This window comes from Rhodococcus sp. DN22 (assembly GCF_036669995.1).
Classification (GTDB): Bacteria; Actinomycetota; Actinomycetes; order Mycobacteriales; family Mycobacteriaceae; genus Rhodococcus_F; species Rhodococcus_F erythropolis.
Genome location: NZ_CP133326.1, coordinates 5206087 through 5228836 on the forward strand (window position 1 = coordinate 5206087; position 22750 = coordinate 5228836).

Below are 22750 nucleotides of genomic sequence, written 5' to 3' on the forward strand. Positions count from 1 at the left end.
ACCACTCCTTGTTCGTCGTGTCCTGCACGTTCTCCTTCCTATTATCGACGCGGCCACCTGGTAGTCGACGCGCAGGGTACCTACGCTGCAGCTGCAACCTTGACCGCATGGCCGACTTCGGCTCGGAATGCCGCGTATTCGGGTGAGCCTCGGAGATCGTCGGGATCGACGCCGGTTCGTGGCAGATCGATTTTCAGGTCGAGCGCGACCTTGCCCGGTCGGCTTGTCAGAACTACGACGCGGGAGCCGAGAAAGGCCGCCTCGTCGGCACTGTGAGTGACGAAGACACTTGTTCGCCCCGATTCGGCACTGACACTGCGCAGGTCCTCCTGCAGACGCTCGCGAGTGAGGGCGTCCAGCGCGGCAAAGGGTTCGTCCAACAGGAGCAACGACGTTTCGGCCGCCAAGGCACGAGCAATTGCCACCCGCTGCTGCTGCCCGCCGGAGATTTCCCAGATACGCCGGTCCGCAGTGCCGACCAGACCGACGCGGTCGAGAAGCTCGTCACGCCTTTGCCCGCGTTCGCTCTTCGCAACGCCGGCGTATTTGAGTGCCAGATCGATGTTGCCGCCCACCGATTTCCACGGAAAGAGCCGTGGCTGCTGAAACACCACTCCCGCACTCGACCCGGGAATCGGGTCGGATCCGGAGACCTGAACCGTTCCACTGGAAGGACTTTCGAAACCCGCGATCAGCCGCAGCAATGTGCTCTTGCCGCAACCCGACGCTCCGACGAGAACCAGAAACTCACCAGGTGTGACGTCGATCGATACGGGCCCGAGTGCCGTGACGGACTCTCGACCGTGGCCGTACCTGTGTGAGACGGTGTCGATTCGGATCGCGCCCGGGCGGTCGGGGGCGAATCCACCCGAGGCCTGCTGTGCGGTCACGCTACTGGTCAAGGACATCGGGAAGCCCCTTCACATAGAGAGCATTCTGAAAGACCGCCAGATCAGGCACACTGTCGATCTGCTTCTGCTCGGCCAGGAATTGCGCTGCACTCTGCAGGTTCACTGCCAGATTCCCGGGAGCGCCCTCGGTGCCCAACCATTCCGGCGAAGAGATCTGCTCCGGAGTGAGGAACACACCCTGTTTCAACTGCGCTGCCGCGTCTTCCTTCGAGGCGCCTAATTGTGCGGCAACAGCTTCCGCTGCCGCGTTCGGATCAGTGGCGATCGTCGTGAGCGCGCGGGCCTGAACCTGGCGCCAGGTGTCGACGATCTCGGGGTGATTCTTGGCAAACGCAGTCGACACCACACCAAGATCGAGTGTCGGCTTTCCTGCTGTCGCGAGCTCACGGCTGGCGATCAACTGTGTTCCGTCCTTACGGAGTTCGTCTAGCGTGGGCAGCCAGGTGTAGACGGCATCGATGTCACCGCGCTGCCAGGCTGCGAGGGATGCTTGCGGCTGGAGATCCACCAATTGGACGTCGTCGGCACTGAGTCCGGCCTGGTTCAGCGCTGCCAGCAGACTGTAGTGCGCGGTCGAGGCGAATGCCGTGGCCACTTTCTTGCCGCGCAGATCTGCGACGGTCTTGATTCCGGTTGCGTTGCGCGCCACCAGGGCTTCGTTGTCGCCGGCCACGTCCAGAACAAACGCGACCTGATACGGAATGTTCAGCGGTGCCGAGAGTCCACGAGCAACCGGACTCGAACCGATTGCGCCGAAATCGATTTCACCGGCGATGAAGGCGGTGTTGATGTCGGCTCCCGAATCGAACTTCGTCCACTTCACGTTGTACTCGGGCAGTGCGTCTTCGAGCCAGCGATTGTTCTTGACTATCAAGTCGCCGCTCGGGAACGACTGGTAAGCGATACGGATCGTTTCCTTGGACGAATCCTGGCCCGAATGATCAACCGAGCACGCACCGAGAACAAGGGCAAGGACGCCGATCAGCACCGTGAACGCCGTCCGGGCAGCCCTTCCTTCATTGGGCGTCGAATTACTGCTGCGCTTCAGATTGCTGCTGGCGTGTTTCTGATTGTCAGTCATACTTTTCCCCTCCAGGGAACGGCGCGGCGCTCTGCAGCCCGCAGCAGTCCGTCGATGATCAGGCCGGAGAATCCGATGGCAAAGATCCCCACCAGCACGACCGGTGTGTTGTTGTAATTGCTTGCATCCTTGACCATTCCGCCGATTCCGGGGATGCCGTTGAACAGTTCGGCCGCGACCACCGACGAGTACGCCATACCTACCGACAGCCGAATGCCCGTGAAAGTTTCCGGTAAGGCCGACGGGACGACGACGTCCCGGATCACTTGCGCCCGTGAGGCTCCCAGGGCCCTGGCCGCTTCGACTAGTCCGACCGGCGCCGCGACCACAGCAGCTGTGGTGGCCACCGCTGCCGGCGGAAGAGCAGCGAGCGCCAGCAATGTAATCTTCGGCGCCTCGTCGATTCCCAGCCAGATCACCAGCAGGAAGAAATACGCCAGGGGCGGCAGTGCGCGCAGGAACGTCAACCACGGTTCGAGCAGGCTCCGCAGCCATGTCACCGATCCCATGGCCAAACCGAGGATCACGCCCAATCCGACGCCGATGATCACACCGACCAGCACCCGTCGCAGCGTCATGTAGAGGTGCTCCCAGAGCAGGTAGCCCTGGTAGCCGCGCACTCCGTCGTGCGTGGTCATCGTGTTGACGAAGGCATGCCAGACCGTGCTCGGGAACGGCACGAAGGTCTCACTCCAGGTGCCGCTCGCGGCAGCGACCTGCCACAGGGCCAAGAATGCGATCACGGAAAGCACCGGCAGTCCGACAGTGGTCGCACTCGAAGTCCACGGCCGACGCGGCTCACGGTTCGATTCCGTGACTGATGTTGGTTCTATTGCTTCGACAGGAGTCGACATCGCTGTTCTTCCTCGACGTACGGAAAATTCCGGCACACATGCAGCAACGGGCGCATATGCAGGGGCGAAGGCGCACAGAGCGGCGCCATTCTCACTCAGGAGAGTCGGAAGGAATCAACAGCAACAGCAATTGGCACCAAGACGGCACAGGTCGACGGCGATGCGTCGTGTCAGTGGCGTCGAGGGCATGGGGGTAATTACTACCTGTGTCTGCAATTACCCGCAAATGCGGGGGAAATAGGCGTCAGTCGGCCAAGCGAACCGACAGCGAATACATGAGCGGGATCTCGGGTCGTCCGGCCGGGACTCCCCAACGCTTGCCGCCGAGTTCAGCCATCTCCTCGAATCCTTGCCAACCGTTGGCGTACGGGTACTCGTCGAAGGACTCGAGCGTCAATCCGGCGCGCCGCAAAGCTCCTAGCACCTCGGAAATGGACCAGTTGAATTCACATGAGGGGAAAGGATTTTCGAAGTTCTCGACTCCGTTTCCCTCAGCGCCTGGCAAGATGAGATCGGCCGAATCTGCCACGTAGTCGCCCACGCCACGGGGTTCGGTCACGGGAGTCCCGCCTCCGTACGGGTATGTCAGCGACCACTTCTCGTCGAAACACATGGCAAACGGATGAAACTCCACCAGAACGAATCGACCGTTCGGCGCCAGAACACCGGCAATCCCCTCGGCCCACTCGTCGAGATCGGGTAACCAGATCACCGTTCCGTACGAAGAAAAGACTCGGTCGAACTTTCTCTGGCCAGCGGCAGCAGCGCGGAGCCACGCAGATACATCGGCACGCTCGAAATCGGCGGCAATATCGGATTCCGCGGACAAGGTTCGGGCGAAGTCGATCGCGGAATCCGCGATGTCGACGCCGGTCACCGCGGCACCGAGAGCGGCCAAACTCAACGAATCCTGACCGGAATTGCACTGCAGATGAAGAATCGAGGAGCCGTCGATCTCGCCGAGCAGCGCCAGTTCTTCCGGATACAAGGTCGACCCGCCGTTGCGAAAGAACTGTGCCTGGTCTCCTTTGTGACTGTTGTGAGCGACGGTCGCCGCATTCCACGACAACCGATTCATCTCCGCTGCATCCATCACTACTGCATCCACCTCTACTGCATCCACTTCTCGACCCACAACAAGTCCGCCCGAGTTCACCACGTCCCCGGTCACGTCGGCAATCGATTTACTGGGCTGGAAACCTATCCGAACGAAGATGCAACAGGTTACAGTTTTTCGACGGACCATCGAAGGAGAACCAGTGCGCTACGGACTCAGCCTGTTCACCAGTGATCGCGGCATCCGCCCTGCCGATGCAGCAAAGGCGGCGGAGGCGAATGGATTCGACGCCTTTTACGTTCCGGAGCACACTCACATCCCCGTATCTAGGGATTCCGATCACCCCGGAACCCAGTCGGCAGAATTGCCCGACGACCGTTACATGCGCACACTCGACCCCTGGGTTGCCCTCGGCACCGCCGCGTCGGTCACGAACACCATCCGATTGGGCACCTCCGTGGCCCTCCCCCTCGAACACGATCCGATCACTCTCGCGAAAACCATCGCATCGCTGGACCATCTTTCCGGCGGACGCGTGGTCTTCGGCGTCGGATTCGGCTGGAATGCAGAGGAACTCGCCGACCACGGCGTACCGCCCAACAAACGCCGGACCGCACTCCGCGAGTATCTCGAAGCCATGGGCGAACTGTGGTCGACGGAAGAAGCGTCGTACGACGGCCAATTCGTGAAGTACGGACCCAGCTGGGCGTGGCCCAAACCAGTTCAGAAGCCCCGTCCTCCCATCCTCTTGGGCGGCGGCGGCAACGAGAAGACTTTCAAGTGGATCGCAAAGTCTGCCGACGGGTGGATCACCACACCCATCGAGCAGGAGATCGACGGAAACGTGGAACTGCTCCGAAAGATCTGGGCCGAAGCAGGTAGAGTCGGCGAGCCTGAAATAACCGTCCTGGCAGGCAAACCCGATTCGGAGAAGCTCGCCCACTGGGAAGACATCGGTGTCACCGAAGCAATGTTCGGCACTCCGGACAAGAGCCCCGACGAGGTTGTCGGATACATGGAACGTCTGGCAGCCAAGCTCGGACGGTGAGGTCCGCCACAGCATCTTGACCTCAACTGCACTCGAGGTTTTAACGTCGGTATTGCACAAGACAGTGCAACGGCAGCAAAACCCGAGACAGAAGAGGGGCGAGGAGTGACCACAAAACTGGTTGGCACCCAATCTGTTTCGGACGACTCTGTTGATGCGGAGCCGTCCATCCGAAACTCCTTCGTCGAGGCGTTCCGGAACCATCCCGCCGGCGTCTCGATCATCACCGCAACGGGCGATGACGGCCCGGCCGGCATCACGTCGTCGTCGGTGATCTCGATCAGCGCCGATCCTGCAGTTCTGGCGTTTTCACTGCAGTCGTTGCGAGGCTCTGCGAGCGTCATCGCTTCCGCCCGCAGTTTTGTTGTTCACCTGGCAAATTCGGCGAACGAACGACTGGCTTCCACGTTCGCAACCCGCGGCGCTGTGCGCTTCGGAGACGATATGCCCTGGTCGTTTCTCTCGACGGGTGAACCGTTCCTACATGGGACAGGCCACGCCCTGCGTGCGGTTCCCTTGAATGCCACTACATGTGGCGCCGCAGTGATCGTCACTGCACGCGTCGTCGACGTCATCGATCCGCAGCACGTGTCAGCGCCGCTCGTCTATCACAATCGAACCTATCGAAATCTCTCGACTCACAACATTTCCTCAAAGGAAGGCATGTCACATGACTGAATACGTTCTCCCCGAACTGGATTACGACTACGCCGCTCTCGAACCGCACATCTCCGGCGAGATCATGGAACTGCACCACAGCAAGCACCACGCCACGTACGTGGCGGGCGCCAACAGCGCAATCGAGCAGTTGGCTGCTGCGCGCGAAGACGGCACGATCACCGCGAAGGCGCCGCTGCTCAGCAAGAACCTCGCCTTCCACCTCGGCGGCCACACCAATCACTCCATCTTCTGGAAGAACCTCTCCCCCAACGGCGGTGAGCGGCCAGAGGGCGAGTTGGCAGCCGCAATCGACGAGCACTTCGGCACCTTCGACGCATTCGTCAACCACTTCTCCGCTGTAGCAACCACTTTGCAGGGGTCCGGCTGGGCGGTACTGGCCTACGACACGGTCGGGCAGCGCCTGGTCATCGAGCAGCTCACCGACCAGCAAGGCAACATCAGCATCGGTATCGTTCCGTTGCTCATGCTCGACATGTGGGAGCACGCTTTCTACCTGCAGTACAAGAACGTCAAGGCCGACTACGTGAAGGCCTACTGGAACGTCATCAACTGGGAAGACGTTGCACAGCGTTACGCAACGGCCACGGCGGCGACGGGCTTGATCGTCCCCGCCTGATCGTCCCCACCTGATCACTGCCGCTTCACCCCGATCACCCCAGCTCGGCACGGTGGCTCCGTTGCCGAGCTGGGTTTCTGCACCCACGAAGTCGATGTATGTGAAGGCAGGTAACATACACCGAGCGCGGCTGACTCGGCCGTCCGCCGATTCGTCTCCGAGGGGAACCAGTGCTCGATATCAGTGGTTTGATCGCGACATGGCGTCCGACGCTGGACACCGCAGCACGCAATGCATGGGGACTCTCGTTCGGCGACGGTGTCGAGAAGACCGAACGCACCCCGTCCGTACTGATCAGCGAAGGTCCACACCGCGATCTGTATCGCTTCGGCGCATTGTGGAGGCCAAGAGGTAATCCGATTCTCCTCGTACCGCCCCTCGCGGTTTCAGCCGACTGCTACGACCTTCGTGCGGGCCAAAGCCTCGCCGCACACCTACTGGATGGGGCGAACACGCCCTACCTCCTCGACTACGGGACCATGCGGTACTCCGACCGCGGGATGGGTTTCGAGGCCTGGGTCGACGACATCATCCCCGAAGCGATCCGTACGATCTCGGATCTACACGACGGCGCACCGGTTTCGCTGATCGGGTGGAGCCTCGGCGGGACCATGTCTCTGCTCACGGGCTCCGCTCACTCCGACCTGCCGATCGCATCGATCACGGCAATCGGAACGCCAATCGATTACACGAAGATTCCCGCTATCAGCCCCTTGAGGCTGATCGGCAAATACACGGGCGACACCCCACTCACGTCCGCGACCAATCTTGTCGGCGGACTACCTGCTCCACTCGTTCAGGCGAGTTACAAGGTGACGGCGTTGCAGCGCGAAGTTCTCAAGCCATGGTTCATCATGCGCAACCTCCACAACACCGAGACACTGGCTCGCATGGAATCGATAGACAAGTTCATGGCAGCCATGCCTGGATACCCTGGCAAGGCTTTTCAGCAGATCTGCGAACAACTCATGCTCGGCAACAATCTCTACAACGACGCCGTCACGCTTGCCGGACGCGAGATCAAACTGTCAGCTCTGAGCGTTCCCGTTCTCGCGATCGGCGGCACCACTGACGTGATTGCACCCATCGCTTCGGTGGAAGCAATCACGTCGGTCCTCACCGGCGCGCCGTCGGTCCGGTTCGAGAAGGCGCCGGGAAGTCACCTCGGGCTCGTTGCCGGCCCCACCGCGAGAGACTCCACCTGGGCGCACATCGACGAATTCTTGAAAGAGAATGCACCGCAGTTGGTTTCGACCAGCTAAATCACGGCGTTGTGATGCCCGCGGCTACAGCTGCCTTGTGCCAATCCGGGAATTCACTCAGCAAACGGGTGTACAACTGGGCGTCGTCGACGGTGTCGATGTCGTCCAGCGCGAAGAATCCGGCATTGTCGACCACCCTGCCGTCGAGGTCGTCGAGCTTCTCCAGCACTCCGTAGTTGGCCTTGCCGATTCCGACGAACTGCCAAAAGGCCGGGAGCCCAGACGCTTCGCGCATCAATTTCGTGATTTCCTTGCGCTCGCTGAAGCCACCGTCGGTGAAGAACAGGACGAGCGTCGGCGCCGAACCACGTGTCAGGCCGGAAAGAATCTCAGTCATGATCGGCACTTCACGATTTGCGGCGCCGATCTTGTCATAGTTGAATCCGCCGTGCGAGCCGCGCAAGTGCAGGTAGGTATCCGACCACTCTTCCGCGTCATGGACAGAGATCTCGGGGAGTTTGACGAAGCTGACTGCATACAAGTACGGCTCCAGCTTGCCGTCGTCATCGAGTTGGATCGCAACGGGAATCATGCGTTCGACAACACGATGCACCACTCTGGTGCGGTACTGCTTGGCCATACTTCCGGTTTTGTCGATCACCAGGACCACCCGTGCCCGAATTCCGTTGCCACCCTTCGTCAGCAGGACCTTGGCCACTTCGCGCTTTCGGAGGTCCAGCTTCTCCCGCTTCACCATGGAGAGTTTGGCTTCGTCGGGCACGGTCCGAATGCCGTCTGTCGTTTCAGCAGAGCCGGCGGGTCGAGCCTGCGGTTCCTCGTCGACCGACACTCCGAATGCTGTTACCAGGTCCGCCAATCCGCTGTCCCAGCCAGCTGACACGTTTCGCAGCTTCCAGCCCGCGCCGCGGCGATAGATCTCGACGAGAACCGCTGCCCTCTCACTCGTCAACCCCAAAGCCTGAGCCACGATGGCGGTGGAACCAACCTGCTCCACCACGACCCCAAGGCCCCCGACAGCAGACAGGGTTCCGTTTGCCGCCGCATCAAGTGCCACGGCAACACTCAGCTGATGGATGTCAGCGGGCAACCTCGCAATGTCGATTTCGATGACGCCGCCGGGCTCCAAGCGCACCGCGCCTTCGGGTGAGACCGGCTGATTGAAGAAGACAAAATCTGCGTCGTCCCGTACTTTGTTCCGTTCGTCGAGCTGGAACACCATCAGGTCTACCGTGCCCGGGGCGCTACCGTTCACCGCCACCTTCAGCGAAGTTCCCTCAACGACTGTGTTCGCTCCACGCGCCAGCTCCATACCGGAAGATTAGCTGGCCACCAAAGAATCCACGGCCCCGCGGTCGGAAGAATCACAGCACACTTTCAGCAATCGCGAGGATTCTTGAGGCAGACTGTTCGTGGAAGATTTGTCGCACGCGGGACCAAGAGCCTGAACATCGACAGAATCCTAGGGTCGATCAGGAGGTCAAAAATGCCGCACGGCCAGGCGCGCACCATCCCGATGTTGCCACTCTTGCCACCTCTGACGAATTTCGACGACGCAAGTCGCTCGGTCGTGTCCTACCTCGACGAATATCTTCCGCTGGCACTGTGGTCGATCACGCGGTTCGACGGGTCCAATCAAATCTTTCTCACCGTCTCACCCAACCCACTTCACATCGAAGTCGGCGAGACCCGGGCTTGGCCAAACACCATGTGCAGCGAGGTGGTACTCGGAAATGCGCCGCCAGTCTCATCGAATCGCGCGCTCGTGCGCGCACTGTCCCGCGATGGCAGGTGGGAAGGCATTGGCGCATACGTCAGCATCCCAATCCTCCATAACGACGGCAGTCTCTTCGGCACTCTGTGTGGCGCCGACCCGAGTGCGGGCGACTCCGCACTCGAGGACAACCTAGCCCTCCTCAATCTCCTGTGCCGACTTCTCGGAACCATTCTCGATGTCGACTATCAGCGCGCGCAGTCAGTCCGACTGGCCGAAACTGCGCAACTCGATGCCGAGACCGACCCGTTGACAGGTCTTCTCAATCGGCGCGGGTGGAATCGCATCCTCGAGGCCGAGCAAACTCGGTACCGCCAATTCGCCGATCCGGGAGCTATCATCATCGTCGATCTGGACGGCATGAAGACCATCAACGACGAACTCGGCCACGCCGCGGGCGACGAATACGTTCAAAGGGCCGGCAAGATCTTGGCAGCGTGCGCGCACCCTGGTGCGGTGGTTTCACGGTTGGGCGGAGACGAGTTCGGAATCGCTCTGCCCGATACACAGCCGCGCGCCGTCGACTACCTGCTCGAGTGTTTGGAGAAGGCGTTCCGGAATGCCGACGTCTGTTGTTCGATCGGTCGAGCCGACTTTTCCATGACCCAAAGCCTTTCCGAGACTTGGGATACGGCCGATGCGGAGATGTACCGCCACAAGCGCTCGAAGCACTGATTCGACTCCTCCACGGCCGGTTGGCACCGCATCGGAGGATCCCTTCGATGCGGTGCTCGGTCCGTGTTCTGTTGTCGCCAAAGAGGTTTGACCTCTCAGGTTTTGAAGGTGGTGTTCGCCGGCCTGGGTTGCTGTCCGGGGTCGATCGAGGGCGGCGGGATGAACCAGGGTTTGTTGTCGACTCCGATTCGGATTTCCCATTTCCCGACGAACCCTGATTTTCGGTGCATCAGCCGGTGGTGTGAACGGCACAGCAGGACCAGGTTGTTCATCACCGTCGGGCCACCGTTCGCCCAGTGCCGGATATGGTGCGCATCAGTCCACGCCGGCACGCACGTGCAGCCCGGGAAGGCGCAGCCCTTGTCTCGGGCGATCAACGCGACGCGTTGTTCGGCGTTGACCAACCTCTTTCCTGGTTTCGCATCGAGCGGTGCGCCGTGATCGTCGAGCAGAACGGTGGAGAGGAAGCAGTCGCAGCCGAGAAGTCGGGTCTGTGACACGGACAGTGGCCCGAGCCAGGGCATGTGCCCGACATCAAGATCCGACAAGTCCAGATCGGGTGAGCCTTCGTCGTCCACATCAGAAGGCGACGCGGCGCAATCCCGATGCTCAGCGAGATCACGCGCATTGATGTGCACGTTCACGTGTGGACGCTGACCACCATCGGTACCGGTCTTGGCGCAATCGAGATAGCGGCGGATCAGTTCGGCGAACCCGTCCGCGGTCCGCTTCGCTGCCGACCGAGAATCCGGGGTTCCATCCGGTGCCGGGGTGGGCATCGTCAAATTCGACAGGGCCGACAGCAGCATTTCTCCGGTGAGGGCGTCGAAATCACCACGCACCACCACCCGACCGTTCAACGTCGACGCGATCCGCAACTCATTCCGATCCACATCCTCGGCGGGCGGAATCTCATCCGATTCGAAAATGCGCTCTAACGTCGCGATCACGTTCCGCACTTTCGTGGTTGTCGCTTCCACTCCGGACGCGGCAGCCAACAACAAATCGATACAGCGAGGGAGCGCTTCCTCCGGCATGCCCTTCGGTGGTGATTCACAGAACGCCACGATCAACACGGCATGCTCGAACGAGCAATCCCCGCCATCGAACCGAGCAGCCACCGCCGGAAACGGCCGCAAAGCAGCACCCAACGCGGCGATCTTCTTCCCGTCCCGAACCTGCAGCATCGTGTTAGCCGCCAACCACGCACCCACACCGCGACTGGCAATCACCTGATCATCCGGGCGCAACGACAACTCGTCCACCACCGCCACACGCACAGCTTCGAGACGAAGAATCTCCGCACTCGCTTCGACAGCAGCAGCGCGCAACTCGGCAGCAGACAACCGCCACAGACGTCCGCGTAACCCCACCGCAGAACCAGACACCACGTCCGACAACAAGACACTCATTGAATCCCCCGATCCCCTCCCCAAATCATACTCGAACATGCGTTCGAGTAAATACCTCACTACCAGCGCAAATAAGAGCAGGGAATAGTTCGACGGTCGCACGCGTATTATTTGAGTAAGCAATACTTGCGGTCGCAAATAAATGGAGGGCGTCACCGATGACAACTGATGAACACGTACGTGGTCGTGTGTGGCGCGACCTCGTCGTCTCCCACAGCGTCATCCTCGGCAAGATGGAGGCGGACCTTCGAACCACCACCGGACTCACCCTTGGCCAGTACGACGTTCTGCTCCGACTGCACGAAGCTCCGGGAAACACGATCCGAATGGGCGATCTGGCCGAACTGGTCCTGGTCACCACCAGTGGCGTGACGCGCGTCGCCGATCGATTGGTCGAGGCCGGATTAGTGGAGCGCGTTAGACCGGACAACGATCGACGCGTCGTGACGGTATCGATGACGCCTGCAGGCAAGAAGACGCTTCGAAAAGCGTCCGCCATACACACGCGAGGGATCGCCGAATATTTCTCCGATCTCATTGAAACCGAGGAGCTTCCGGTACTCGAACGCTTCTTCTCCCGACTTGCCACACATCACACCAATCAAGGCGGCGCATGCGATGCGCACGTAGGACAGCTTTCCATCACCCCCACGAACAGATAGCGAGAAACAACATGGCTTTCGAATTGGGCGTCTACCATTTCGGTGAACTCACCCCAGATCCCACTACGGGCGCGATGATGAATCCCGGTGTCCACCTTCGCCATTTGGTGGAGCAGGCAACCGTTGCCGATCAGGTTGGACTCGATGTCTTCGGCGTCGGCGAGCACCATCGCACCGACTTCGCAGTCTCAGCCCCGGCAGTTGTGCTCGCGGCAATGGCTCAGGCTACCGACAACATCAAGCTGTCCAGCGCCGTAACCGTACTCAGTTCCGACGATCCCGTCCGTGTGTTCCAACAGTTCGCGACAGTCGACCTGCTTTCCGAAGGCCGTGCCGAGATCATTGCCGGCCGAGGTTCGTACACGGAGTCATTTCCGCTTTTCGGGTACGACCTGTCCCAGTACAACGAACTCTTCGCCGAAAAGCTCGATCTACTACTGAAACTGCGCGACGAGAACCCGATCAACTGGGAAGGACAACTTCGCGCACCACTGATCGACGGTGACGTGACGCCCCGCCCGGACCGTCAGATTCCGGTGTGGATCGCAGTCGGAGGTACTCCGGCCTCTGTCGTCCGTGCCGCGAAACTGGGCCTGCCCCTCTCACTGGCCATCATCGGTGGAAGCTACCAACAGTTCGAACCGTTCGTCGATCTGTACCGCAGGGCTGCAGCGGAGTTCGGACACGATCCGAAGAAGCTCGCTGTCTCGATTGCTTCGCCAGGATTTGTCGATACCTCGAAGCAAACAGCACTCGACACGTCGTACCCGTACTTCCAGGCCGGGTGGATGCAGAATCATCATCAGCGGGGAAACGGAGTTCCCATGCCGCGCAGGGCATACGAGGCGCAGGCAACCACCGCGGGTGCGTTCTTCCTCGGCGGCCCGCAGGAAATCATCGACAAGACGATGGCGCAGTACGAACTGTTCCATCATGACCGCATCATGATCCAGATGGGGTTCGGCAACGTGCCACAGAAGGACATGCTGCGTGCGATCGAGATCCTCGGCACCGAAGTAGCCCCCGTTGTGCGTAAGGAAATCGAATCACTGAAGTCGTCCCAAAAATAGGAGTTTCGATGAGCACACCGCTCAAAATTGTTGCCGTTGTCGGCAACCTTCAAAAACCCTCCAAGACTCGTGCCCTCGTCGACCTGATCGTCGAAACCTTGGGAGACTTCGAGCAGATCGACACACGAGTTTTCGAGATCGTGGATCTGATTCCAGGTCTTGCATCTGCTCTGGATCGCGATCACGTCGACTCAGTGACCGCCGAAGCGCTGGCAGCAGTCGAGTCCGCCGATATCGTCATCGCGGCGTCACCGGTGTTCCGAGGCTCGTACACGGGAATGTTCAAGCATTTCTTCGATCTCGTGGACCAGTACGCGCTTGCCAACACTCCGGTGATTCTTGCTGCGACAGGTGGCAGCGACCGCCACGCTCTCGTGTTGGACCATGCCCTGCGTCCACTGTTCGCTTTCTTCCAAGCGCTGACCGCTCCGGTCGGGATCTATCTCAGCTCAGGTGATTTCGACGGAACGACTATCCTCAACCCCGAGGTATTCGAGCGTATCGAGATGGCAGCAAAGGACGTCCTGCCGGTAGCGAGGATGCTCGCGGAGCGGGATCGAGTTGCGCTGACGTGAACACCCCTCATTCGCACAACACGGCAACAGTTGCCGGTCTGAGGATGATCGAACAGCTACGTCAGGTTCACGAACCTCTGCGAGCCGATATCGAGGTACTCGAGAATGCCCTGCAACTGTTTTCGGACGAAACCGCCGATCTGACTCGGATACCCGAGATGATCGACAATCTGACGATCGCGGATTTCGTCTGGCAACTACGGGTCAACTGCGACTTCTACTGCAACACGCTGACTCTGCACCACACCATCGAAGATCAACGAATGTTCCCGGTAATGACCAGGAACTTTCCCGAGTTGGCCCCTGCGGTCGAACGACTGCAGGCAGAACACAAGCTTGTCGGGGAGATCGTGTCGGAAGCCAAGCGTGCGTCGCTCGCGCTGAGCACCGAATCCTCCACGGTCAATCGGGCACACGCCGCAATCTCCGAATTGGCGGATCATATGCAGTCGCACCTCGATTTCGAGGAGGCCACACTCTTTCCGTACTTCCGACGGATGGATCGCGACTGGCATTACGGCTGATCGCGCACACTCAGTGATTCTTCAGCTCCATCGCAGTAGCGTCGAAAGGGCCACCTCATGTCAGGAGCCCCCCATGACCACCCCGGATCAACCCACTGTCCAGCAATCCGTTCCTCAGCACCCGATTCGACCACCCGTCAATGCGGGCTGGGCAGTGGTCTCGCTGCTGTTCTTCTGGCCGCTTTCCTTCTCCGCTTTCACGCACGCCTTCAACGTGTATCCGCTGTGGGCTGACGGCGATGTGGCCGGGTCGCGGTATGCGTCCGATCGAGTGAAACGGCTCGGTCAGATCTCGCTGTGGATCGCAGGCGGCCTACTACTCCTGGTCTGCATCCTGTACGCGATTGCGGCAATCGTGTGGTTCGCCAACGGTGGCCACGATTACGGGCCGCGACGTATGCGCTGAACAACCACACTGAAACAACAACACCGCCGAACATCACCTCATCAATCGATCGACGAACTCCATGGTCTGGTCCATCGAAGCGACCGTCGTTTGACCGTGGCTGATTCCGGCGAGTTCTTGATACTCGAACTGCGTTCCTCGCGAACGCATGTCGACCAGTTGCGCCCAGGTAAGGGCGACAGGAACCGTTGTGTCCGACACGCTCTGCACCACGCGCAGTGGACGGTCGTAGCCGTCGACCGGCACCTGCATCATCTCGCGGAACAGGTCGTACATGCGCGGCGTCCATACCGACCGAGAAAACAACGAGCTCAACTGGATTCGTTCGGCTCGAATGTGTCGGCCGAGATCTCCGGCGCACAGTGTCCGAGCCTTTTCCATCCACTCGATCCCCTGCGGCGAGAGAACCTCGCGAATGTTCTCTTCGGGTCGTTGATCGTCGATCCCAGCCAGGACGTACAGCGCATATCCCACCAGCCCGGTGATACCGATGTCGGGAAACAGCGGGCCGCCCAACGGAAACAGCCCTTCCATGTGTGTGGGGCCTGCGACGACAACCGAGCCACGGAAATCCAATTCCGGTGCACGAGTGGTGGCATCGTGTCCCGCGAAGTACGCCGCATGACCACCTTCGGACAAACCCGCGACCATCCACCGCGGACTCAGCACATTGCCGTACAACTCGTGCGCGGCCCGCACGATGTCGACGGCATTCGCCCCGGCGGCATGTCCGTCGAGATAGGCCAGCACCCCGTCGGTACCAACTCCCGAGTAGTCGGTAGCGACCACCGCGTACCCCTGCTCCAACCAGCGTTCGATCGGTTCGATCTCGCCCGGACCGAATCCGGTCGACGAGGATGCACACTGATCCGCACTGCCCAAAGTTCCGTGGGCATAGGAGATGACGGGCCAACCGCCCGCCGGTGGGGCGCCTTCCGGCAGAAACACGGACCCTGACGACTCTCCCCATCTGTCAGCGGTACGCAGAGTTCGATAAACGACCCGCTGCGTCTCACCGGCGCCGACCGGAAACACTGCGGCCGAGAGTTCGCCATAGGACTCCAGCGCGCCCGCGACTTCCGGTTCGTCCGCCGTCGCCACTGCAACACCTGACCCCCACCCGAGACCCGACAACAGAATGCTCGCCACCACGGCCGCAACAGAGGTTCTACCCGAACGACTCACCACGCCAACCCCTCCCGACCTGTGCAGAGCATGATGTCGATATGCAGATCATCATCACCGGTCACAGCCTGCCCGGACGTGAGTGTTCCGAAACCGCAACCTTCGAAGAGCGCAGCAACATCCACGTCGGCGTTCAGCGCCGAGGCAAGCCACACGAAATCCTCGACCTCGTACCGGGAGATACCGAGACAGTGCGATGGGAACTGACAGCGAGTCTGGAGCGAAAGTCCGGTGCCTGGGACTTACTCGGTCCATACATCCAGGGTCCACCTCGCGGACGCTTCATCTACCTGTCCTGGGTGACGGTATCCGATGACCAGACGTTCGAGATGTTTCGGCTCGCAAAGCTGATGCTCGACGCGATCCCCGAGCACATCGCCGAGGAGGCCGACGCTTCCGGCATGCTCCACGGAGACCTCGGCCTCACCGACGCCGCAGGTAAACCACTGTGTGCGGCTATCCGACCGCCGACGATCACATGGTCATCCTCGCCTTACTGAGCATCGTTCAGTAGTGTGGAGATCGAACACTTAGTCTGCCCGGTGGCCCCACACGATCGATACGGAGTCCGAACTGATGAGCACCGAACACCTCGATGTCCTGATCGTCGGCGCCGGCTTGTCCGGCATCGGTGCTGCGTATCGACTCCAGACCGAGCTTCCCGGCAAGTCGTACGCAATCCTCGAGGCCCGTGCGAACAGTGGCGGAACCTGGGACCTCTTCAAATACCCTGGCATCCGATCGGATTCCGACATGTTCACGCTCGGCTACCCGTTTCGGCCGTGGACAGATGCCAAAGCAATCGCCGACGGTGATTCGATCCTCCGGTACGTGCGCGACACCGCGCGAGAGAACGGGATCGACAAGAAGATTCGGTACAACCGGAAGGTGACGGCCGCATCATGGTCGTCAGCGGACTCGACGTGGACAGTCACGGTCACGACCGGCGACGAAGACGAAACATTGACCTGTAACTTCCTCTATCTCTGCAGCGGTTACTACAGCTACGAGGGCGGATACACCCCCGACTTCCCCGGACGTGAATCGTTTGCCGGCGAGGTTGTGCACCCGCAGTTCTGGCCCGAAGAACTCGATTACTCCGACAAGAAGGTCGTTGTGATCGGAAGCGGCGCCACCGCAGTCACATTGGTCCCCACGATGTCACGGGACGCAAGCCACGTCACGATGCTCCAGCGATCACCGACATACATTCTGGCTCTGCCGTCCAGCGACAAATTATCGGACACCATTCGCGCAGTACTGCCGAATCAACTCGCGCACAGCATCGCTCGATGGAAGAGCATCGTAGTGAACCTGAGTTTCTACCAACTGTGCCGGCGCAGTCCTGCGCGCGCAAAGCGGTTGCTGAACCTCGCGATCAGTCGCCAACTCCCGGAAGAGATCCCACTCGATCCTCACTTCACACCCACCTACGATCCCTGGGATCAACGCTTGTGCGTCGTACCGGACGGCGATTTGTTCAAAGCCCTCCGATCCGGCAAGGCCTCGATCGAGACCGATCGCATCGACACTTTCACCGAGACCGGAATTCGTCTCGCGTCAGGTCGCGAACTCGAAGCTGACATCATCGTCACTGCAACAGGATTGAAGATGGAAGCGTGCGGCGGGATGTCGATCGAAGTGGACGGCGAACCCGTCACCCTCGGTGATCGTTACGTCTACAAGGGCATGATGATCAGCGACGTACCGAACTTCGCGATGTGCGTCGGCTACACCAACGCCTCGTGGACTCTGCGAGCAGATCTCACGTCGATGTACGTCTGCCGACTGCTGACGGAGATGGACAAGCGCGGCTATTCGAAGTGCGTGCCGCACGCGAGCGAAGAGATGGACCAGCGGCCGATCCTGGACCTGGCGTCGGGGTACGTCATGCGTGCTGTGGAACAGTTCCCGAAGCAGGGATCGAAGTCACCGTGGAACATGCGTCAGAACTACATCCTTGATCGTCTTCACTCGACGTTCGGGAGCATCAACGACCACATGACGTTCTCGAAGGCGCCAGCTCGACATTCGACACCGGTACCGAGCAAGAGTTGAGCGGACCACGAACAACCAGGTAGAGCAATCGGGCGAAGCCACCAATCGATCCGACGACAAAGAACACACCCGAACCTGCGACTACTGCACAGAGCGCACCGAGAACGATGATCGCCGACGCCTCTACCATTCGACCGGCGGACTCCGATCCGAGAACGTGTATTTCATCAACTCCTTCGTCCATAAAACTATTTTCAGCCAACCGTCCAGCCGGTTTGTAGGGACTTTAGTCGCGAGTCGGATCAAAATGGACTCATAATTGCAGGTCAAGCGTTCAGTTGGCCATTCCGGCCGGATGATCTCCAGTCCGTTCCGTTGTGATGGTCGGCAACAGAGTGCTGGTCGAATACATGGACGATTCACGAATCGACACGGTCGTATCAAATCTCCGTGCCTCTCCACCCACTCTTACGCAGGGTGTGGCCCAGCAGCGTGACCACCAGTGAAAACATCGGCAGGGCAATGATCACCCTCGCGGCAAACACCCCCGATCTTCCCGGCCGCGTCCTTCGCAGCGACAAGATCAACGAACTCGCGCAGGCCTGACAGCTTGACCTCGAAAGACGAAACCGCGGGCGACGAGTTCCAACGCCACGGCCACCGAGCAGGTTTGTGCCAACAACAACCCTGCCAATACAAGAATTTGCACAGCACCGGCCTGAACGGCCGATCCCGTCGCGAGCAACACACCGACAAAGGCTCCGGGCAATGTCACGAGGCCGACGGTGCGCGTCTGGTCGACTCCAGGCAGCAGAGCATCGGAGGCAGCGGTGCGGGCTACCTCCCACCGCGCATCGCGTTGGGAAAATCCAAGGCTCAGTGCTGCTTCCACTTCCCCGTACCGGTCGTCGACGGCGTCGAGTCCGCGTTTGGCTGCCATCGATGTTGCAGTCATCGCGCCACCCAGAACAATGCCGCCGATCGGCACCAGAGCGACGCCTTGCAGCGGAACCACTCCGGACAGCAGCATCAGTGGCAGAACCACACCGATTCCCGACGCCAACGCGATGGTCAGCCAAACTCCGGACGTCCCCGCGTTCGAGCGTCGTGCCGCGGTGAAAGACGCCGCAACGAACATGCCGGCGAGCACGAGGAGCGCCGACCAGATGTGGGCCAAGGCGGCGGCAAGGATCAACGAAATCGCAGCCAGCTGAAGAGCGCCACGAGCGAGGGCACCGGGGACCACCCGAACGCTACCGAGATAGGTGAATCGGTAGACGAGCGTGGCGACAAGTGCCATGACGATGCAGAGCACAGCCAGACGGATGCCGGAGTCGGCTATCGAAAGGCTCATGGGTCTCAGTGTTCCCTACGAGCCGAGTCCGATCCGAATTCGAGAACCGCTCAGAACACCCAACCGCGAAGGGCGACGAATCGCAGGCCACCGACAATTCCGCTCACGGCGATCACAAGCCCGGCTTGAGGAAGCCCGTCGGCGCCTGGGAGAAGGAAGCCGAGCGCACTGATGGCGGCAGAACTGGCGATCAACCCGACCAGTGCGAGTCCACCGCCTTCCCACTGCGCGGTGAACCAGTTGACGCGATCCGCGGCGTGGAAGGTGAGCCGGCGATGCAGTTCGTTGGCCAGAATGGTGCTCAAGACCGCACCAACTGCGTTGGCGACCAGCGCTCCGTCACCGCGCAGCGCCAGAAAAGCGGCAAAGTACAAGATGTTGCTGGCTCCGCCGACGAGGGCAAAACGAACGAGCTGAGCAAAGGCGCCGTCGCCGGCAAGGGCGCGAAGCCTCGTTGCCGCGAAACCTGCACTCCGCGTACCCACCATCGAGATCGGATTGCTCCCGACCCAGATGTCAGACGTGCTCATATCGGCTTCTCTCATACGGACAATCGGAACCACACGTTCCGCTTAGTAATATAGCACTAACGGAATCGATCATTCCGCTTAGTGCCGTAGACTGTGAGGATGCCGACAACACACCCCGACGCTTCTCATGCGGGGACCTCGGCCGACTGCTCACAGCCGCGCCTTCGGTCCGACGCCAAGGCCAACCTCGAGCGCATCCTCAACTCCGCTCGCGAGGTGTTCGCTGCCCAAGGACTCGACGCCACGCTGGCGGACGTCGCGAAGCACGCCGGCGTCGGCGTCGGCACCGTCTATCGCCGGTTCGCCAGCAAGGACGAACTGATCCAGGCACTGTTCGACACGCGGTGTTCCGAGATCGAAACGATCGCCGCCACCGCCCGAGAGATGCCCGACGCCTGGGAAGGTCTTGTCTACTTTCTCGACGTGATCTCTCTGCGCATGGCAGACAACCGCGGATTCGGCGATCTCCTGATGGACGGACGCTTCACGTCCGACACCTTCGCTCGCGCGCGCGCCGGGATCGCTCGACACACTGCGGTGCTTGTCAACCGCGCCAAGGAACAGGGCACCCTGCGCAGCGACTTCGAAGTCAACGACATTCCACTTCTCATGCAGGTCGTCAAGATGGCCCAGAAGTTCGGTGGCGACGAGGCCCCTCAGGCTTACCGCCGCGCACTCGGGTTCATGATCGACGGACTCTGCGCGTCCCGCACCGACCATCGGGAACTGCCCGTGCCGGCGCTGTCCTCCGAGCAACTCGATCACGTCCTTCATCGGTTTCAGGCAACGCCCGGGAAGAACTGCTGAGTCGATTTCGGGGTCGACGCCATTGCGGCGTCGACCCCGAAATTTGCTGTCAGTGGGCGATTACCGGTTCACCTTCCGGCGAATCCGGAAGCAGTCCACTCCGAAGAACCAGTCCGGTCAAGACCGCACCGACCGCGAATATGCCTGCGGCCCAATAGAACGTCGTGGTGTAACTCTCGACGGCGGCCTGCGCCTGAGTCAGCGGATTCATCTCGCGGCCCACCAGGTAGTTGGTAGAAGCCGAGGCGGCAATCGTGCTGAGCAGTGCAGTTCCGATCGAGCCGCCCACCTGCTGCATCGTGTTGACCGTGGCAGATGCGACGCCGGCATCTTCGTGATGCACGCCTGAAGTTGCTCCCTGCATCGACGGGGCGAAAATGCTGCCCATGCCGAGTCCGGTGACGACGAGCCCCGGCAGAATGTGTACTGCATAGGTGCTGTCCACGGAAATCTGGGCCAGCAGCGTCATTCCGATCGCCGCGATGACCATTCCGCTCACGATCAGCACTCGCGGACCGACGCGCGGCAGCAAAACCGCTGTCGAAAGCGTTGCCGCTGTCACGATTCCGAACACCATCGGCATGAATGCGAGGCCGGTCATGATCGGGCTGTACCCGAGGATCAGTTGCATGTAGTACGTCAGGAACAGGAAGACTGCGAACATGCCTGCGCCGGAAAGGAAGATCGCCAGGTACGAGCCCGCCCGGATTCGGTCGAGGACCACCCGCAGCGGAAGAAGTGGGTGCTCGGACTTGGTCTGCCAGTAGATGAACGCCGCCATGAACACGACGCCGGCAACGAGCCACGAGATAGTGGGAGTTGCACTCCACCCGTCCGACTCGGCCTTCGAGAATCCGAAGACGATGCTGAACAAGCTGATCGACACCAGGATCGTTCCGGGGATGTCGAGCTTGGGTCGCGAGTCACTGGTGTGCGGCGCGAGCAACAGGACTGCTCCGACCAGAGCGATCGCCGCGAAGAAGAGATTCACGAAGAGGCACCAGCGCCAGTCGACCCACTCGGTGAGTGCGCCGCCGAGCAGCAGTCCGATGGCGCCACCACCACCGGCAACGGCACCGAAGATACCGAACGCCTTGGCACGCTCACCTGGATCCGTGAATGTCACGGACAGCAGCGACAGGGCTGCCGGGGCAAGGAGCGCACCGAATACGCCTTGGCCGGCACGAGCGGCAACAAGCATTTCGAAGTTGACGGCTGCGCCACCGATGGCGGAAGCGACTGCGAAGCCGATCAGGCCGACGATGAAAGTTCGCCTGCGCCCGAACAAGTCGCTCAATCGACCGCCGAGTAGCAGCAAACTGCCGAACGCCAATGCGTATGCCGTGATGATCCACTGGCGGTCCGAATCACCGAACTCCAGTGAGCGCTGCGCAGCAGGCAGCGCGATGTTGACGATGGTGGCATCCAAGACCACCATCAGCTGCGCAATTCCCAGAACCGCGAGAACCAGCCACCGCTTTGCGTGGTTGTCCCCTGAAGGCGCTGAGGACTGCTCGAATTCAGTCCGTTCAGCAATGTCTGACATAGTCCCTCGCCCAACCTATGCGGAGATGGCTTCTCCGGTTAGCAAAAACGCTACACCAAAACGGAGAGGCTGTCTCCACTTGGCGGGTAGAGTGGGGACATGAGTACCGCAATGGAGCGCCCCCTTCGCGCCGATGCTGCACGTAATCGGCAGTTGATCATCGACGCCGCACGTGAATTGTTCGCCGAAGAAGGGATCGACGTCACACTCGACGACGTCGCCCGGCGCGCGGGGGTCGGCGTCGGAACGGTCTATCGGCGGTTCGCCAGCAAAGAAGAATTGATCGACGGAGTCTTCCAGCAGAACTTCGCCGACATGGCAGCGGCCGCGGACGCGTCACTTGCCAATCCGGATCCGTGGGACGGACTTGTCACCTTTGCCGAATTCGCCTGCAGCCGTATGTCGGTCAACCGCGGACTCAAAGACGTCCTGAACGGAACCGACGAGGGATGCGAGCAAGTCGCATGCCAACGATCCATCATCGAACCGTCGGTCGAGAGGATCTTCTACCGGGCCCAGGAGGCCGGGATGCTGCGCACCGACGCCGTACCGACGGACCTGTTCGGCCTCATCTTCATGGTGGGCGCAGTCACCGAATTTGCTCAGCCCGTCAACCCGACCGTGTGGCGTCGATACCTCTCGGTAATGCTCGACGGCCTACGCACGGAGGGCTTGCACCGTGACGCACTGCCCCTTCCTCCACTGAGTTCGGAGGAATTGCACGAGGCCAAGCAATGCCTGAAAGACCGCCGCCGTTGAGCGGT

24 protein-coding genes are annotated in these 22750 nt (G+C 60.6%); 14 read left to right on the plus strand and 10 right to left on the minus strand.

The window, feature by feature from the left end:
- Positions 1 to 80: 80 nt before the first annotated feature.
- From RA302_RS23810 to RA302_RS23825, 4 genes are all read right to left on the minus strand, one after another.
- Positions 81 to 908 carry an ABC transporter ATP-binding protein gene (locus RA302_RS23810; RefSeq protein ID WP_007733784.1) on the minus strand — a complete coding sequence of 276 codons (828 nt, stop codon included), beginning with the start codon at positions 906 to 908 and terminating at the stop codon, positions 81 to 83.
- The gene (locus RA302_RS23815; protein ID WP_007733783.1) at positions 892 to 1992 is read right to left on the minus strand and encodes an aliphatic sulfonate ABC transporter substrate-binding protein; all 1101 of its coding nucleotides are present in this window, start codon (positions 1990 to 1992) and stop codon (positions 892 to 894) included. The genes RA302_RS23810 and RA302_RS23815 overlap by 17 nt, the downstream gene beginning before the upstream one ends.
- Positions 1989 to 2846: an ABC transporter permease gene (locus tag RA302_RS23820; protein ID WP_338478205.1), complete on the minus strand. Its 858-nt coding sequence runs from the start codon at positions 2844 to 2846 to the stop codon at positions 1989 to 1991. The genes RA302_RS23815 and RA302_RS23820 overlap by 4 nt, the downstream gene beginning before the upstream one ends.
- Positions 2847 to 3090: 244 nt before the next feature.
- Positions 3091 to 4017, minus strand: coding sequence for a class I SAM-dependent methyltransferase (locus RA302_RS23825; RefSeq protein WP_003940163.1), 927 nt, complete (start codon positions 4015 to 4017; stop codon positions 3091 to 3093).
- An 88-nt stretch (positions 4018 to 4105) separates the two neighbouring features.
- Here RA302_RS23825 and RA302_RS23830 point away from each other — a divergent pair, with 88 nt between their 5' ends.
- The 4 genes from RA302_RS23830 (at position 4106) to RA302_RS23845 (ending at position 7510) form a co-directional block, all read left to right on the plus strand.
- Entirely contained in the window at positions 4106 to 4951 is an 846-nt protein-coding gene (locus tag RA302_RS23830) for an LLM class F420-dependent oxidoreductase (protein WP_030535221.1), read from the plus strand.
- 105 nt (positions 4952 to 5056) lie between these two features.
- The gene (locus RA302_RS23835) at positions 5057 to 5629 is read left to right on the plus strand and encodes a flavin reductase family protein (RefSeq protein ID WP_003940431.1); all 573 of its coding nucleotides are present in this window, start codon (positions 5057 to 5059) and stop codon (positions 5627 to 5629) included.
- On the plus strand, positions 5622 to 6248 hold the full coding sequence (locus tag RA302_RS23840; protein WP_030535220.1) for a superoxide dismutase: 627 nt from the start codon (positions 5622 to 5624) through the stop codon (positions 6246 to 6248). The genes RA302_RS23835 and RA302_RS23840 overlap by 8 nt, the downstream gene beginning before the upstream one ends.
- A 170-nt stretch (positions 6249 to 6418) precedes the next feature.
- Positions 6419 to 7510, plus strand: coding sequence for an alpha/beta fold hydrolase (locus tag RA302_RS23845; protein WP_030535219.1), 1092 nt, complete (start codon positions 6419 to 6421; stop codon positions 7508 to 7510).
- Between the two features lies 1 nt (position 7511).
- On the opposite strand, the gene RA302_RS23850 is transcribed toward RA302_RS23845, so the two are convergent.
- A complete protein-coding gene (locus tag RA302_RS23850; RefSeq protein WP_030535218.1) occupies positions 7512 to 8780 on the minus strand; it encodes a VWA domain-containing protein in 1269 nt (422 codons plus the stop codon).
- A 174-nt stretch (positions 8781 to 8954) separates the two neighbouring features.
- Here RA302_RS23850 and RA302_RS23855 point away from each other — a divergent pair, with 174 nt between their 5' ends.
- Positions 8955 to 9917 carry a sensor domain-containing diguanylate cyclase gene (locus RA302_RS23855; protein ID WP_030535217.1) on the plus strand — a complete coding sequence of 321 codons (963 nt, stop codon included), beginning with the start codon at positions 8955 to 8957 and terminating at the stop codon, positions 9915 to 9917.
- Positions 9918 to 10012: 95 nt separating this feature from the next.
- Here the strand turns inward: RA302_RS23855 and RA302_RS23860 are convergent, their stop codons facing one another.
- Positions 10013 to 11329 carry an HNH endonuclease signature motif containing protein gene (locus RA302_RS23860; protein ID WP_243617288.1) on the minus strand — a complete coding sequence of 439 codons (1317 nt, stop codon included), beginning with the start codon at positions 11327 to 11329 and terminating at the stop codon, positions 10013 to 10015.
- Positions 11330 to 11487: 158 nt separating this feature from the next.
- Between RA302_RS23860 and RA302_RS23865 the strand changes: the two genes are divergently transcribed.
- The 5 genes from RA302_RS23865 to RA302_RS23885 all read left to right on the plus strand — a co-directional run bounded on the left by RA302_RS23865 (position 11488) and on the right by RA302_RS23885 (position 14566).
- Complete coding sequence (locus tag RA302_RS23865; RefSeq protein ID WP_338478210.1) at positions 11488 to 11991, plus strand: MarR family transcriptional regulator; 504 nt, start codon at positions 11488 to 11490, stop codon at positions 11989 to 11991.
- Positions 11992 to 12002: 11 nt separating this feature from the next.
- Positions 12003 to 13061, plus strand: coding sequence for an LLM class flavin-dependent oxidoreductase (locus tag RA302_RS23870; RefSeq protein WP_021332078.1), 1059 nt, complete (start codon positions 12003 to 12005; stop codon positions 13059 to 13061).
- 8 nt (positions 13062 to 13069) lie between these two features.
- Positions 13070 to 13636, plus strand: a complete 567-nt coding sequence (msuE, locus tag RA302_RS23875) for an FMN reductase (RefSeq protein WP_019745144.1) — start codon at positions 13070 to 13072, stop codon at positions 13634 to 13636.
- Entirely contained in the window at positions 13633 to 14160 is a 528-nt protein-coding gene (locus RA302_RS23880; protein ID WP_030535215.1) for a hemerythrin domain-containing protein, read from the plus strand. Before msuE ends, RA302_RS23880 begins: the two co-directional genes overlap by 4 nt.
- Positions 14161 to 14233: 73 nt before the next feature.
- Positions 14234 to 14566 (plus strand): CD225/dispanin family protein, encoded by a 333-nt coding sequence (locus tag RA302_RS23885; protein WP_007731480.1) that lies wholly within the window; start codon positions 14234 to 14236, stop codon positions 14564 to 14566.
- A 33-nt stretch (positions 14567 to 14599) separates the two neighbouring features.
- Here RA302_RS23885 and RA302_RS23890 read toward each other — a convergent pair whose 3' ends face one another.
- Positions 14600 to 15754, minus strand: a complete 1155-nt coding sequence (locus RA302_RS23890; RefSeq protein WP_030535214.1) for a lipase family protein — start codon at positions 15752 to 15754, stop codon at positions 14600 to 14602.
- Positions 15755 to 15792: 38 nt separating this feature from the next.
- Here RA302_RS23890 and RA302_RS23895 point away from each other — a divergent pair, with 38 nt between their 5' ends.
- Together RA302_RS23895 and RA302_RS23900 are read left to right on the plus strand one after the other, a co-directional pair.
- On the plus strand, positions 15793 to 16251 hold the full coding sequence (locus tag RA302_RS23895) for a DUF5990 family protein (protein WP_030535213.1): 459 nt from the start codon (positions 15793 to 15795) through the stop codon (positions 16249 to 16251).
- Between the two features lie 76 nt (positions 16252 to 16327).
- Positions 16328 to 17809: an NAD(P)/FAD-dependent oxidoreductase gene (locus RA302_RS23900; RefSeq protein WP_007731473.1), complete on the plus strand. Its 1482-nt coding sequence runs from the start codon at positions 16328 to 16330 to the stop codon at positions 17807 to 17809.
- Between the two features lie 523 nt (positions 17810 to 18332).
- Here the strand turns inward: RA302_RS23900 and RA302_RS23905 are convergent.
- Together RA302_RS23905 and RA302_RS23910 are read right to left on the minus strand one after the other, a co-directional pair.
- The gene (locus RA302_RS23905) at positions 18333 to 19103 is read right to left on the minus strand and encodes an ABC transporter permease (RefSeq protein WP_007731470.1); all 771 of its coding nucleotides are present in this window, start codon (positions 19101 to 19103) and stop codon (positions 18333 to 18335) included.
- A 50-nt stretch (positions 19104 to 19153) separates the two neighbouring features.
- Positions 19154 to 19591 carry a GtrA family protein gene (locus RA302_RS23910; RefSeq protein WP_051720801.1) on the minus strand — a complete coding sequence of 146 codons (438 nt, stop codon included), beginning with the start codon at positions 19589 to 19591 and terminating at the stop codon, positions 19154 to 19156.
- A 141-nt stretch (positions 19592 to 19732) separates the two neighbouring features.
- Here RA302_RS23910 and RA302_RS23915 point away from each other — a divergent pair, with 141 nt between their 5' ends.
- Positions 19733 to 20440 (plus strand): TetR/AcrR family transcriptional regulator, encoded by a 708-nt coding sequence (locus RA302_RS23915; protein ID WP_007731468.1) that lies wholly within the window; start codon positions 19733 to 19735, stop codon positions 20438 to 20440.
- Between the two features lie 49 nt (positions 20441 to 20489).
- Here RA302_RS23915 and RA302_RS23920 read toward each other — a convergent pair whose 3' ends face one another.
- Complete coding sequence (locus tag RA302_RS23920; protein WP_003940566.1) at positions 20490 to 21986, minus strand: MFS transporter; 1497 nt, start codon at positions 21984 to 21986, stop codon at positions 20490 to 20492.
- Positions 21987 to 22085: 99 nt separating this feature from the next.
- Between RA302_RS23920 and RA302_RS23925 the strand changes: the two genes are divergently transcribed.
- Positions 22086 to 22745 (plus strand): TetR/AcrR family transcriptional regulator, encoded by a 660-nt coding sequence (locus RA302_RS23925; RefSeq protein WP_080712681.1) that lies wholly within the window; start codon positions 22086 to 22088, stop codon positions 22743 to 22745.
- Positions 22746 to 22750 lie beyond the last annotated feature (5 nt).

Excerpts from the sequence above, each read along its gene's own strand:
- RA302_RS23915 (WP_007731468.1), top strand. The coding sequence starts at position 19,733 with ATGCCGACAACACACCCCGACGCTTCTCATGCGGGGACCTCGGCCGAC.
- RA302_RS23900 (WP_007731473.1), top strand. The coding sequence starts at position 16,328 with ATGAGCACCGAACACCTCGATGTCCTGATCGTCGGCGCCGGCTTGTCC.
- RA302_RS23820 (WP_338478205.1), bottom strand. The coding sequence starts at position 2,846 with ATGTCGACTCCTGTCGAAGCAATAGAACCAACATCAGTCACGGAATCG.
- RA302_RS23860 (WP_243617288.1), bottom strand. The coding sequence starts at position 11,329 with ATGAGTGTCTTGTTGTCGGACGTGGTGTCTGGTTCTGCGGTGGGGTTA.
- msuE (WP_019745144.1), top strand. The coding sequence starts at position 13,070 with ATGAGCACACCGCTCAAAATTGTTGCCGTTGTCGGCAACCTTCAAAAA.
- RA302_RS23920 (WP_003940566.1), bottom strand. The coding sequence starts at position 21,986 with ATGTCAGACATTGCTGAACGGACTGAATTCGAGCAGTCCTCAGCGCCT.
- RA302_RS23865 (WP_338478210.1), top strand. The coding sequence starts at position 11,488 with ATGACAACTGATGAACACGTACGTGGTCGTGTGTGGCGCGACCTCGTC.
- RA302_RS23850 (WP_030535218.1), bottom strand. The coding sequence starts at position 8,780 with ATGGAGCTGGCGCGTGGAGCGAACACAGTCGTTGAGGGAACTTCGCTG.
- RA302_RS23925 (WP_080712681.1), top strand. The coding sequence starts at position 22,086 with ATGAGTACCGCAATGGAGCGCCCCCTTCGCGCCGATGCTGCACGTAAT.
- RA302_RS23905 (WP_007731470.1), bottom strand. The coding sequence starts at position 19,103 with ATGAGCCTTTCGATAGCCGACTCCGGCATCCGTCTGGCTGTGCTCTGC.
- RA302_RS23855 (WP_030535217.1), top strand. The coding sequence starts at position 8,955 with ATGCCGCACGGCCAGGCGCGCACCATCCCGATGTTGCCACTCTTGCCA.
- RA302_RS23885 (WP_007731480.1), top strand. The coding sequence starts at position 14,234 with ATGACCACCCCGGATCAACCCACTGTCCAGCAATCCGTTCCTCAGCAC.
- RA302_RS23810 (WP_007733784.1), bottom strand. The coding sequence starts at position 908 with ATGTCCTTGACCAGTAGCGTGACCGCACAGCAGGCCTCGGGTGGATTC.
- RA302_RS23815 (WP_007733783.1), bottom strand. The coding sequence starts at position 1,992 with ATGACTGACAATCAGAAACACGCCAGCAGCAATCTGAAGCGCAGCAGT.
- RA302_RS23910 (WP_051720801.1), bottom strand. The coding sequence starts at position 19,591 with ATGGTGGGTACGCGGAGTGCAGGTTTCGCGGCAACGAGGCTTCGCGCC.
- RA302_RS23840 (WP_030535220.1), top strand. The coding sequence starts at position 5,622 with ATGACTGAATACGTTCTCCCCGAACTGGATTACGACTACGCCGCTCTC.
- RA302_RS23895 (WP_030535213.1), top strand. The coding sequence starts at position 15,793 with ATGCAGATCATCATCACCGGTCACAGCCTGCCCGGACGTGAGTGTTCC.
- RA302_RS23870 (WP_021332078.1), top strand. The coding sequence starts at position 12,003 with ATGGCTTTCGAATTGGGCGTCTACCATTTCGGTGAACTCACCCCAGAT.